Consider the following 12,363-nt stretch of genomic DNA (forward strand, 5'->3'; position numbering starts at 1 on the left):
GCGCCCACGCCCGGCATGCTCGCTGCAGATCAACGAAAAAACCTGGAGACGCCCGTGCCGCACCATCGCCTCGTCGTCGCGGCCCTGGCCGCCCTCGCCCTCGGCGGCGGCGTCCGTTCGACCGCCGTCGCGCAGGAAGCGCCCGCCGCCGCCCGCCCGGCCGCCAACGACTACGCCGACGGCGCCAACTGGCTCTGCCGGCCCGGACGCCAGGACGCCTGCGCCGTCGACCTGAGCGCCACGGCGGTCGCCGCCGACGGGACCTTGACCCCCGAGCCGTTCAAGGCCGCCGCCGCCCCGGCGATCGATTGCTTCTACGTCTACCCCACCGTCTCCAACGACCCGACCCCGAACAGCGACATGAAGCCCGGCCCCGAAGAGCTGGGCGTCATCAAGCAGCAGTTCGCCCGCTTCGCCAGCCGCTGCCGCACCTTCGCGCCGCTCTACCGGCAGGTGACGCTGACGGCGCTCAAGCAGCTGATGACCGGTCATCAGGTCCAGATCGACCGGGCCCTGGCCTATGACGACGTCCGCGACGCCTGGAACCATTATCTGCAGCACGACAACGGCGGCCGCGGCGTGGTGCTGATCGGGCACAGCCAGGGAGCCAACGTGCTCAAGGCCCTGATCGAGCGAGAGATCGACGGCAAGCCGGTCCAGGCGCGAGTGGTCTCGGCCGTGCTGCTCGGCTCCAACATCGGCGTGCCGCCGGGCAAGGACGTGGGCGGCGACTTCAAGACCATGCCGCTGTGCCGCGCCGCCGGCCAGACGGGCTGCGTGGTCACCTATGTGTCGTTCCGGGCCTCCAGCCCGCCGCCGGCCGGCAGCCGCTTCGGCAAGGCCGACCAGCCGGGCCTGGTCGCCGGCTGCACCAACCCCGCCGCCCTCGCCGGCGGCAAGGCCGGCCTGCACGCCTATCTGGCCGCGCGCGGCTCGGGCCTGGGGGACTCGGCCGAGGGGCCCGCCTGGGTGAAGGGCAAGACCGTGACCACGCCGTTCGTCTCGGTCCCCGGCCTGCTGTCGGCCGAGTGCGTCAGCCGCGACGGCTTCGACTATCTGGCGGTGTCGGTGAACGGCGACCCGGCCGGTCCGCGCGCCAGCGACATCGCCGGCGACGTGGTGGCCTACGGGACAGTGCTGCGCGACTGGGGCCTGCATCTGATCGACGTCAACGAGGCCATGGGGAACCTGCTCGACGTCGTCGGCGCCCAGTCCGCCGCCTGGACGACCCGCAAGGGACGATGAGGCCCGCCGCCTCGCCGGAAAAAGCGTCCGGCGAGGCCGCCTGATCCTTCCATCCCCGCGCCCCCGCGCGCTAGAACGGACGGGCGATGGCGAACAAACCCGAAAGCCCCACCGAACCGTTCAAGCGCGCCCTGGCCCATGCGGCGCGCTCGCTGGCCGAGCTGCCGGACCTGGAGGTGGTGTTCTCCGGCGACGGGCCCAGCCTGGTCGGCCACAGGGCCGTCCTGCCCCACCCGCCGCGCGACCTGAACGCCAAGGAGGCGGCCCGCATCCGCGGCCTCGCCGACCAGATGGCGCTGCGCCTGTCGCACCACGACGCCGCCGCCCACGCCCGCCTGCGGCCGCACTCGCCGCAGGGATCGGCGGTGTTCGAGGCGGTCGAGCAGGCCCGCGTCGAGGCCATCGGCGCCAACGCCCTGGGCGGCGTGCGCGCCAACCTGACGGCGGTGCTGGAGGCCAATATCGAGCGCAAGGGCCTGGGCCGCCTGGAAGACCGCTCGACCGCCCCGATCGCCGACGTGCTGGCCATGCTGGTGCGCGAGCGCCTGACCGGCGACGCCCCGCCGGAGGGCGCGAGGACGGTGGTCGACCACTTCCGCGCCGACATCGAGGCCAAGGCCGGCGCCGACCTCGACAGGCTGGCCGCGGCCATCGACGACCAGACCGCCTTCGCCCGCATCGCCCGCACCATCCTGCACGATCTCGACCTCGGCGAGGACCTCTCCGACACCAGCGAGGACACCGAGGAGGACGACGGCGAGGACCAGTCCGAGCAGACCGAGAGCGACGACCAAGACGGCGAGGGCGAGGGCCAGACGCCGGAGGGCTCCTCGAGCGAGGACGTCGAGACCTCGGAAAGCGACGGCGACGCCGGCGAAGAGCAGATGACCCAGGTCGAGGACGACGAGGCCTCGGAAATGTCGGACGAGGCGCCCGAGATGGGCGACGGCGCCAAGCCGGCCCGGCCCGACATCCGCGACCCGGGCAAGGTCGAGCCGCCGTACAAGGTGTTCACCGCCGCCCACGACGAGATCGTCGACGCCGAGGACCTGTGCGACGCCGAGGAGCTGACCCGGCTGCGGGCCTATCTCGACCAGCAGCTCTCGGCCCTGTCGTCGGTGGTCTCGCGCCTGGCCAACCGGCTGCAACGGCGGCTGCTGGCCCAGCAGAACCGCGCCTGGACCTTCGATCTGGAGGAAGGGATGCTCGACGTGGCGCGCCTGACCCGCGTCATCATCGACCCCACCGCGCCGCTGTCCTTCAAGCAGGAAGAGGACACCGAGTTCCGCGACACCGTGGTCAGCCTGCTGATCGACAATTCCGGCTCGATGCGCGGTCGGCCGATCATGGTCGCCGCCGTCTGCGCTGACATCCTGGCGCGTACGCTGGAGCGGTGCGGGGTCAAGGTCGAGATCCTCGGCTTCACCACCCGCGCCTGGAAGGGCGGCCAGTCGCGCGAGGAATGGATCAAGGCCGGCAAACCGCCGTCGCCCGGCCGGCTGAACGATCTGCGCCACATCATCTACAAGGGCGCCGACAGCCCCTGGCGGCGGGCGCGCAAGAACCTCGGCCTGATGATGCGCGAGGGCCTGCTGAAAGAGAACATCGACGGCGAGGCGCTGATCTGGGCGCACCAGCGGCTGGTCGGCCGCCCGGAGGCGCGGCGCATCCTGATGGTGATCTCCGACGGCGCGCCGGTCGACGATTCGACCCTGTCGGTGAACAGCGGCCATTATCTGGAACGACACCTGCGCACGGTGATCGGCCAGATCGAGACCGCCTCGCCGGTCGAGCTGATCGCCATCGGCATCGGCCACGACGTCACCCGCTACTATCGCCGGGCCGTCACCATCGTCGACGTCGAACAGTTGGGCGGGGCCATCGTCGAGCAACTGGCCGCCCTGTTCGAGGAAGAGCCCAAGGCCGCCCGTCGCGGCGGGCTGACCGCCCTGCAGGCGCCGCCGTCGGTGCAGGGCGGCCCGGCCCCGTCTCCGCGCCGAACCACCTTCCGCGACGTGCGCGCGGCGGCCGGCGGATGAGGACGGAAGCGCCGGGACCGGCCAGCCGGCTTCCTTCGTCCTCCCCCCTCCCCCGTTCCGCCATGCGGAACATGGGAGGACGCCGCCACGGCCTGCTCGCCGCCGCCTGCGTGGCCCTTCTCGCCGCCTGCAGCCCCAAGACCACGCCGCCGCCCGCGCCGCCGCCCATGCCGGTGCGCGCCGACGGCGCCATCCGCATTCCCGACCGGCCCGTGCCGCTGAACCCCGACGATCCGAAGCAGACCGAGGTCGACGGGTTCCGCTACGCCGGCGGCCTGTGGCTGACCAGCCCCGACACCTCGCGCCTCGGCGGCCTTTCCGACCTCAAGGTCGCCCCGGACGGGACGATGATCTCGGAGTCCGACGAGGGCGACCTGCTCACCGCCCGCATCCGCCTCGACCCCCAAGGCCGGCTGGTGGGGCTGGACGACGCCCATATCGGCTTCCTGCGCGGCCAGGACGGCGGCCCGCTGCCGTCCAAGGTCGAGGCCGACGCCGAAGGCGTGGCCCTGTGGCCCAACGGCGACATGATGGTCAGCTTCGAGCGCGACCATCGCATCTGGATCTATCCGGGCGGAACCGGCCGGCCCTACGCCGCGCCGATGCCCGACGAGAAGATGCCCGAGAACCGCGGCATGGAGGGGCTGGCCCTGGCCCCCAGCCAGGGACCGGACGCCTATTGGGTCGGGATCGAGGGCGGCTCGATCTGGCTCTGCCGCCTGAAGGCCGCCTGCGCCAAGGCGCCGGGCCAGTTCCCGCCGCCGCTGGCCTACCGCCTCAGCGCCCTGGGCGAGACCCCGCAGGGCGACCTGGCCGTGCTGCACCATTCCTGGACGCCGCTGACTGGCTCGCGCATCATCCTGTCGGTGATCGAGAATCCGGCGACCCACCCCCGCCCCAAGGTCAAGGCCCGCCTGCATCTGGCCCCGCCGCTGACGGTCGACAATTTCGAAGGCGTGGCGGCCGTGTCCCGGCCGAACGGCGACGTGCGCTTCTATCTCATCGTCGATGACAACTTCTCGGACAAGCAGCGCTCGCTGCTCCTGGCCTTCGACTGGAAGCCGGTCCGGTGATCCCGGCCTGCGTCGGCGACTATCGCGAACTGGCCCGACGCCGCCTGCCCCGCCTGCTGTTCGACTATATCGACGGCGGCTCCTACGCCGAGGCCACCCTGCGGCGCAATGTCGAGGACTTCGAGGCCGCCGCCCTGCGCCAGCGGGTGCTGCGCGACGTCTCGCAGGTCTCGTTGCAGACCGAGGTGTTCGGCCAGACCCTGGCCATGCCCCTGGCGCTGGCGCCCGTCGGCATGGCCGGCATGTACGCCCGCCGCGGCGAGGTGCAGGCGGCCCGCGCGGCCAGGGCGGGCGGCGTGCCCTTCACCCTGTCGACCATGGGCGTGTGCGACCTGGACGAGGTGACGGCGGGGGTCGGCGCGCCGCCCTGGTTCCAGCTCTACATGATCAAGGACCGCGGCTATATCGAAGCCCTGCTGGACCAGGCCCGCGACAAGGCCTGCCCGGTGCTGATGTTCACCGTCGACCTGCCGCTGCCGGGCGCGCGCTATCGCGACATGCGCAGCGGCCTGTTCGGCGGGAGCGATCCGCTGGCGGGGGTCAAGCGCGCCCTGGACGGGCTTGGCCATCCCGCCTGGCTGTGGGACGTGCAGATCAACGGCGGGCCGCACACCTTCGGCAACCTGGCCGCCGCCATCCCCGAGGCCAAGGGCGTGGCCGAGTTCTGGCCCTGGGTGCTGCGCAACTTCGACCCCAGCCTGACCTGGAAGGACATCGAATGGGTGCGGGCGCGCTGGCCGGGACCGCTGGTGGTCAAGGGCGTGCTCGACCCGGACGACGCCCGCGAGGCCCGGCGCTGCGGCGTCGACGGGATCGTCGTCTCCAACCACGGCGGCCGGCAGCTCGACGGCGTGCTGTCGGGCGTGGCCGCCCTGCCGCCGATCGTCGACGCGGTCGGCGACGACCTCGCCGTGCTGATGGATGGCGGCGTCCGCTCGGGCCTGGACGTGGTCAAGGCGCTGGCCCTGGGCGCCAAAGCCTGCCTGATCGGCCGCGCCTGGGCCTGGGCGCTGGGCGCGCGCGGCGAGGCCGGCGTGGCGCACATGCTGTCGCTGCTGCGCCAGGAGATGCTGATGGCCATGTCCCTGACCGGCTGCGCCGACGTGCGGGCGGCGGGACGGGAGCTGCTGGCCGAATCGCGCTGACCCGGACGCGGGCCGGCCGGAACGCAGAAAGGGCCGGCGTCGCCGCCGGCCCTTGCCGAATTGCGAAAGCGCGGAAGCGGCTTAGGCGGCGACCTGCGCCAGCTTGGCCTTGACCTGCTTCTTGATCTTCAGCGCGCGGGCCGACAGGTCCTCGTCGCGGGCGCCGACCAGGAACGCGTCCAGGCCGCCCTTGAAGTCGAGCGTGCGCAGCGCCGCATTGGTGATGCGCAGCTTGAAGGTCTGGCCCAGCGATTCCGATTGCAGGCTCGTCGGCGACAGCGCGGGCAGGAACCGGCGCTTCGTCTTGATGTTCGAGTGGCTCACGTTGTGACCCACCATCGGGCCAACACCCGTAAGTTCGCAGCGGCGCGACATGGCTAGACAGACCTTCGCAAAAGAATTCCGGACGCGCGGAAGCAGGGCTCGCGCGAGAGGGGGCGATATAGGCGAAACCTGCTCGCCGCGTCAAGGTCGCGCAGGAACCTTGATTCAAATCAACGGCCTTCGCCTTCAACAGCCGTTCAGATCGCCCACTATATGAAGCGCACGACATCGACCGACGGAGCCGCCATGACGCGCCTCATCACCGCCGCCGCGCTCGTCGCGGCGATCCTGGGCGCTCCCGCCGTCCCGGCCCTGGCCCAGACCCAGGCTCAGGCCGCCGACCAGGGCCTGACGCCGGGCCTTTGGGAATACACATACAAGTGGGGGTTCATCCCCCTGCATTCCGAGAAGAAGTGCCTGAAGGCGGCGGAGATCGACCAGTTCACCGACGGCCTGTGCACGCGCCACTATCGCTGCGACTACCCGACCAAGCAGATCGCCGACGGCAAGATCGTGCTGAAGGGCACCTGGACCGACAAGAAGAAGAACCGGGTGGCCCCGGTCTCGGCCACCGGCTCCTACACGCCCGACACCATCAAGCTGAACGTCCGCCTGCGCACCGTCGACGGCTTGCCGCTGTCGGCCACGGCCACCGGCAAGCGGGTGGCGGCCACCTGCCCCTGACCGCGAAAACGGTTTGTGCCCGCCGCGAACCAGGATACTATATCTGGTATGGAACAAAGCCTGAATCGGCGCAGGTCGCTGATTCGGTCATGATTCGTTTCGCGCCTGTTCGCCGGGTCCGGCCAGCGGCGTTAATCCCTAGATCCGATCAGCATCGCAAGGCTCCCAGCCGCGTCCGCCAGGCGTCGCCGAGCTCGCGCAGCCGCCCGCGGCGCAGATAGGCCGGCACGTCCTCGGGCAGCCGCTCCAGGGCCTCGAAGACGAAGGCCGCCTCGCCGTGCGCGCGCCAGGCCGCCTTCAGGCCCGGATTGAGGCCGCCGCCGTGCCGCAGCGCGAACCACAGCCCGTTCTGCTGGGTGTCCAGGTGGGTGCTCTCGCCAACCCACTGTTCGCCCGAGGCCAGGCAGCGGATCACGAACACCCCCGCCGCCGTCTTGCGTTCCTTGTAGGCGGCGATGGCCGCCTTGCGATCGGCTCCGTCCATGGTCTCGCTCCCGCGCCGACGCCGGTCGCGCCGCCCGGCCCTTCTAGGTCGAGGGAGACAGAAGGTCAATTATACCCGGATAATATTATCCAACCACCAGAAGGCTAGCGCCCCTCGCCGGTCCGGATCGACGCCGCGAAGGCCTCGACCAGCGCCCCGAGCCGCTCGCGGGTGGTCTCGTCGATCAGCTCGCCGTCGTCGTCGAACAGCTGGCCGGCGTGCGAGACCATCATCCGGCCGCCGGACCACAGCCGCACGCCGAGGGTGCGCAGCACCGGCAGCCAGCCGTTCTGGGCCAGCACGGCGCCGAATCCGCCGGGCGAGGCGCCGATCAGCGCCACCGGCTTGCCGCCGAACACCCGGGCGATGTCGGAGGACGGGCGCGACATCCAGTCGATGGCGTTCTTGAACACGCCGGGCACGCCGTTGTTGTATTCGGGCGTGACCAGCAGCACCCCGTCGGCGGCGGCGAAGGCCTCCTTCAACCGGGTCACCGCCGGCGGCAGGCCGTGCGCGACCTCGTCGTCGTAGTTGTAGAGCGGCACCTCGTGGATGGAGCCGACCTCGATCGTCACCCCGTCGGGCGCGACCGCCCGCGCCGCGCGCAGCAGGCCGGCGTTGTAGGAGCCGCGGCGCAGGCTTCCCGACAGTCCCAGAATTCTGACCATTCACGTCTCCCCGGCGGCGTCCTTGTCGCGGCCCGCGCAGTCGTGCCACGCTCGCGTCCGTCAACGAAGCGGCATCTGCGCTGACGGGGCCCATGCAAGTCAACGACATCGCCACCCGCGTCTACAACCACGCCTGGCGGCTCGATCCCATCGTCCGCAGCCTGCTCGACACCGACTTCTACAAGCTGATGATGCTGCAATTGATCTGGCGGCGGCATCGCGACGTCGACGTCAAGTTCTCGCTGGTCAACCGCACGCGCAGCGTGCGCCTGGCCGACGAGATCGACGAAGCCGAGCTGCGCGAGCAGCTCGACCACGCCCGCACCGTGCGCCTGAGCAAGAAGGAGCGCATCTGGCTGGCCGGCAACAGCTTCTACGGCCGCGCCCAGATCTTCGAGCCGGAGTTCCTGGCCTGGCTCGACGGCTATCGCCTGCCGGAATACCAGTTGCGCCGCGAGGACGGCCAGTTCGCCCTCGACTTCCACGGCCCCTGGGCCGAGGTGACGCTGTGGGAGATCCCCGCCCTCTCCATCATCAACGAGCTGCGCTCGCGCCGGGCGATGCGAGGCATGGGCCGCTTCGCCCTCGACGTGCTCTACGCCCGCGCCAAGGCCAAGCTGTGGAACAAGGTCGAGCGGCTGCGCGCCCTCGACGGGCTGATCCTGTCCGACTTCGGCACCCGTCGCCGGCACAGCTTCCTGTGGCAACGCTGGTGCGTCGAGGCGCTGAAGGAGGGCCTGAGCGAGGCCTTCATCGGCTCGTCCAACGTGCTGCTGGCCATGGACGGCGATCTGGAGGCCATCGGCACCAACGGCCACGAACTGCCGATGGCCCTGGCCGCGCTGGCGCCGGACGACGACGCCCTGCGGCAGGTTCCCTATCGCGTGCTGGAGGAATGGGCCGCGGCCTATGGCGGCAATCTGCGGGTCGTGCTGCCCGACGCCTTCGGCACCGAGGCCTTCCTGCGCGACGCGCCTGACTGGGTGGCGGACTGGACGGGCTTCCGTCCGGATTCGGCCCCGCCGATCGAGGGCGGCCAGATGATCCTCGACTGGTGGCGCGCCCACGGCCGCGATCCGCGCGACAAGCTGCTGGTGTTCTCCGACGGCATGGACGTGGACGCCATCGAGGCCGTGCACGCCCATTTCCACGGGCAGGTGCGCATGAGCTTCGGCTGGGGCACCAACCTGACCAACGACTTCGTCGGCGCGGCGCCGGACCTGCGGCCGAGCCTCGATCCGATCTCGCTGGTCTGCAAGATCACCGAGGCCGGCGGCCGGCCGGCGGTCAAGCTGTCGGACAACCCCAACAAGGCCGTGGGCGACCCGGCCGAGGTCGCCCGTTACCTGCGGGTGTTCGGCGACGGCGGCATGACCGCCCGCGCCGTCCGCGTCTGAGGCCGGCTCAGGCCTTCTTCTTGGCGGCGATATAGCGGTCGATCACCTCTTCCAGCACGCTGAGCGGCATGGCCCCGGCCAGCAGGCCGGCGTCGTGGAAGTCGCGGATGTCGAACTTCGCGCCCAGAGCGGCCTTGGCCTTGTCGCGCAGCCGCAGCCAGGTGGCCTTGCCGACCATGTAGCTGCACGCTTGGCCCGGCCAGACGCAGTAGCGGTCGACCTCGCCCGTGGCCGAGGCCACCGGGTCGCCGAGCAGGTCGACGAAATATCCCACCGACTTGTCGCGGCTCCAGCCCAGGGCGTGCAGGCCGGAATCGACCACCAGGCGGCCGGCCCGGAACAGGGCGTCGTGCAGGTAGCCGATGCGCGCCGTCTGGTCGTTGGCGTACATGCCCAGCTCGTCGGCGAGCTGTTCGGAATAGAGCGCCCAGCCCTCAAGATAGGCGTTGAAGCTCGGCAAGTTGTAGTCGACGCCGAGAATCTGCTGCACCAGCGGCAGCTCGGTCGACTCGTTCTCCAGGGCCCCTTGCAGATAGTGGCCGGGAATGCCCTCGTGATAGGTCAGGGTGGCCAGGGTCCAGCGCGGCGTCTCGGCCGTGTCGCGCAGGTTGATGTAATAGGCGCCGGGCCGCGAGCCGCCCACCCCCGGCGGCCACGCATAGGCGCCCGGCGAGCTCGCCTCCAGATAGGGCGACACCCGTTTGATGAACATCTCGGACTTGGGCAGGGTTCGGAAGGCCTGCGGCAGGCGGGCGCGGACCTCGGCCACCTTGTCCTTGAGATAGGCCAGCAGTTCTTCCTTGCCGGCGTCGGTGTTGGGGAAATGGTATTTCGGGTCGGCGTAGAGCGCCTTGAACCGCTCGCCGACCGAGCCCTGGGTCAAGCCCTGCGCCTTCATCGCCTGGTCGATCTCGGCGGTCAGTTTGGCGGCGATGTCCAGGCCGAGCTGGTGCACCTCCTTGGCGGTCAGGCTGGTGGTGATGTTCTGGCGCAGGGCCTCGGCGTAGAAGGCCTCGCCGTTCGGCAGGCGCATGACGCTGGGCGTGTCCACCGCGCCGGGCCGCGCGGCGGTCAGGGCGGCGATCTGGCGGGCCAGGGCCGGCTTGATCTCGCCGTCGACGACAGCCGCGGCCTGGGCGGCGTAGTCGCCGGAGACCCCAGCCTCCTTGGCGCGGCGGGCCAGGGAGGCGACCAGGGTCGAGCTGGCCGTCGGACCGTCGCGCAGGCCCTTCATCGAGGCCAGCGCCTTGTCGAGGATGAAGCCCGGAGGCAGCACGCCGCCCGCCACGTCGGCCTTGAAGCGCGCGGTCTCCTGATCCATCACCCTGGCGAAGGCGTGCAGGCGGCTGACATAGGCGTCGGCGTCGGCCTTGTCGGCGACGGGGTGCTGGCTGTCGAGGAAGTCTGGAACCGACTGGTAGGCGCCGCCGAGCTGGCTCAGCACATAGGGCGAGATCTGGCCGGCCATCTGGTCCCAGTAGGGGAACTTGGCGGCCGCAGCGTTCTCGTCCAGCCAGTAGGCGACGGTGTCGTAGACCGCGCCCTGGACGCCCGAAACGCCCTTGCGGTCGATGGTCGACAGCCGGCGGCGGAATTCGGCCGAGGCCTTGGCCGCCCGCGCGCGCTCGGCGCCGGAGCGTTCGTTCAGCCGGCCCCTGGCCGAAGCGTGCGCGCCGTGGTCGAGCCCCATCATGGTGGTGGTCTCGGGCAGGCTGTCGAGCAGCTCGCGGGCGATGTCGGCGAACAGGCCCTGCAAGGCCGAGGCCGGCGCCGCGCGGCGGGCCGGCGCGGCCCCCGCGCCCGTGGCCAGGGCCGTGGTTCCGAGGGCCAGCAGCAGGGCGCGGCGATCGAGCCGCCCGGGCGAAGACGTCTGGGCCATGGGCCGGTTTCCTCTATCCTTCCCGTCGTCCTGGCGGGCTCAGCGACACCTATTGCCTGATCCGCCGCGCGTCGACCGCCTTTTGCGTCGCAAGGGGCGGGCGTACGCTTGGCGGATGAACGTCAGACAACGTCGATTATTCTAGCTGTTCAGGCGGCATGTCCGATGCTGACCCTGGACGCCAACAACCGTCGCCGGAGATTCGCCCGTGCAACGCCCATCGCCCCGCCTTCACGCCTCCTACGTGGCGCTCGCCGCCGCCCTGGCCCTGGCCGCCTGCGAAAAGCCGGCCCAGACCCCGCCGCCGGCCGCCGCCGCGCCGCCGCCGCCGGCCCTGCCGTTGACCGCGGGACCGGAGACGCCGCCGGCTCCCGCGCCGGCGGTCAAGCGCCTGCCCGCAGCGCCGCCGGCCAAGGTGACGCGCCTCGCCCGGCCGCAGGACCGCTACGCCTATCTCGACCAGGCCTACGCCATGAACGACAGCCTGGCCGACGCCCCGCCGGACTACGGCGTCGACTACGGCGGCGATCGGCCGTGGGTCTGGCGCGGCCGCGACGACTCCATGCGCGTGGTCGAGCCCGTCGACGGCGGCTATCGCTATTACTACTACCGCCCGGGCGCCGATTATCCTTACCTCGTCCGCGACCCGCAGTACGCCTACGGCTATTCCGGCGACCAGTTGACGGTGGTCTACGACGCCTATGGCCGCCCCCTGCCGGACGACTACGCCTACCGTCAGGCCGAGGACGCCGGCCGCTACCTGGCGCGCGCGCGGGCGCTCTATCAGGCCTCGCTCGACAACGACCGCCGCAGCGTGGCGGCCGCCAACTGGGCGGCGCGGCGCGCCGAGATGGCCGCCGAGCGGGCCGCCTGGGCCGAGCAGCAGAGCCGCGACGCCGAGTGGCGGGCCTATCACGCCGCCCACGAGGCCGAGGAGCAGGCCTACTGGCGGGACGAGCGGATGCAGCGGGAGGCCGCCGCCAATCGCTTCGCCGCCTGGCGGCAGGCCAACTATCAAGGTCCGCCGCCGCCGCCGGCCTGGGCCCCGCCGCCGCCGCGCCCCGCCGACAATCCCGCCCGCCGCCTGCTGCCCTGGGCGTTCGGCGATCGCAACCGCCCGCCCCCGCCGCAGGCCGTCGCCTTCGACGCGAACCGTCAGGCGGCCCAGGCGGCCGCCGAGCGCGCCCAGGCCGATCGCGCCCAGGCCGATCGCGCCCAGGCCGACCAGGCCCGCAGACTGGCCGACGAGCAGCGCGCCCAGCAGGCCCAGGCGGCGCAACAGGCCCAGCAGCAGCGTCTCCAGCAGATGCAGGCCCAGCGCCAAGCCGAAGCCGCCCAGCGCGTCCAGGCCGAGCAGCAACAGGCCCGGCAGATGCAGGCGCAGCGGCAGGCCGAGCAGCAGCAACGCGCCCAGCAGGCCCAGGC

10 protein-coding genes and 1 pseudogene are annotated in these 12,363 nt (G+C 71.4%); 7 read left to right on the plus strand and 4 right to left on the minus strand.

Translation table 11 applies throughout. The annotated features are described in order from the left end of the window. The first annotated feature begins 54 nt into the window (after positions 1 to 54). The 4 genes from C5708_RS10135 to C5708_RS10150 all read left to right on the plus strand — a co-directional run bounded on the left by C5708_RS10135 (position 55) and on the right by C5708_RS10150 (position 5,502). A complete protein-coding gene (locus C5708_RS10135) occupies positions 55 to 1,245 on the plus strand; it encodes a DUF3089 domain-containing protein (RefSeq protein WP_242920608.1) in 1,191 nt (396 codons plus the stop codon). A gap of 86 nt (positions 1,246 to 1,331) precedes the next feature. Continuing rightward, a complete protein-coding gene (cobT, locus tag C5708_RS10140) occupies positions 1,332 to 3,284 on the plus strand; it encodes a cobaltochelatase subunit CobT (protein WP_242920610.1) in 1,953 nt (650 codons plus the stop codon). A 71-nt stretch (positions 3,285 to 3,355) separates the two neighbouring features. Then, positions 3,356 to 4,357 carry an esterase-like activity of phytase family protein gene (locus C5708_RS10145; RefSeq protein WP_242920612.1) on the plus strand — a complete coding sequence of 334 codons (1,002 nt, stop codon included), beginning with the start codon at positions 3,356 to 3,358 and terminating at the stop codon, positions 4,355 to 4,357. Then, positions 4,354 to 5,502 (plus strand): L-lactate dehydrogenase, encoded by a 1,149-nt coding sequence (locus C5708_RS10150; protein ID WP_242920614.1) that lies wholly within the window; start codon positions 4,354 to 4,356, stop codon positions 5,500 to 5,502. The genes C5708_RS10145 and C5708_RS10150 overlap by 4 nt, the downstream gene beginning before the upstream one ends. An 81-nt stretch (positions 5,503 to 5,583) precedes the next feature. Here C5708_RS10150 and rpmB read toward each other — a convergent pair whose 3' ends face one another. Continuing rightward, entirely contained in the window at positions 5,584 to 5,877 is a 294-nt protein-coding gene (gene rpmB, locus C5708_RS10155) for a 50S ribosomal protein L28 (RefSeq protein ID WP_242920616.1), read from the minus strand. Between the two features lie 195 nt (positions 5,878 to 6,072). Between rpmB and C5708_RS10160 the strand changes: the two genes are divergently transcribed. Beyond that, positions 6,073 to 6,510: a DUF3617 family protein gene (locus C5708_RS10160; protein ID WP_242920618.1), complete on the plus strand. Its 438-nt coding sequence runs from the start codon at positions 6,073 to 6,075 to the stop codon at positions 6,508 to 6,510. Positions 6,511 to 6,658: 148 nt separating this feature from the next. On the opposite strand, the gene C5708_RS10165 is transcribed toward C5708_RS10160, so the two are convergent. Together C5708_RS10165 and C5708_RS10170 are read right to left on the minus strand one after the other, a co-directional pair. Beyond that, on the minus strand, positions 6,659 to 6,994 hold the full coding sequence (locus C5708_RS10165) for a GIY-YIG nuclease family protein (RefSeq protein WP_242920620.1): 336 nt from the start codon (positions 6,992 to 6,994) through the stop codon (positions 6,659 to 6,661). A gap of 104 nt (positions 6,995 to 7,098) precedes the next feature. After that, positions 7,099 to 7,662: an NADPH-dependent FMN reductase gene (locus C5708_RS10170; RefSeq protein ID WP_242920622.1), complete on the minus strand. Its 564-nt coding sequence runs from the start codon at positions 7,660 to 7,662 to the stop codon at positions 7,099 to 7,101. Positions 7,663 to 7,754: 92 nt separating this feature from the next. Between C5708_RS10170 and pncB the strand changes: the two genes are divergently transcribed. Next, complete coding sequence (pncB, locus tag C5708_RS10175; RefSeq protein ID WP_242920624.1) at positions 7,755 to 9,059, plus strand: nicotinate phosphoribosyltransferase; 1,305 nt, start codon at positions 7,755 to 7,757, stop codon at positions 9,057 to 9,059. A gap of 7 nt (positions 9,060 to 9,066) precedes the next feature. On the opposite strand, the gene C5708_RS10180 is transcribed toward pncB, so the two are convergent. After that, a complete protein-coding gene (locus C5708_RS10180; RefSeq protein WP_242920626.1) occupies positions 9,067 to 10,938 on the minus strand; it encodes a DUF885 family protein in 1,872 nt (623 codons plus the stop codon). 208 nt (positions 10,939 to 11,146) lie between these two features. Here C5708_RS10180 and C5708_RS10185 point away from each other — a divergent pair. Then, positions 11,147 to 12,363 (plus strand): annotated as a pseudogene (locus C5708_RS10185) (hypothetical protein); the annotation flags it as partial.

Source organism: Caulobacter sp. CCUG 60055 (assembly GCF_022750545.1).
Lineage (GTDB): Bacteria > Pseudomonadota > Alphaproteobacteria > Caulobacterales > Caulobacteraceae > PUIC01.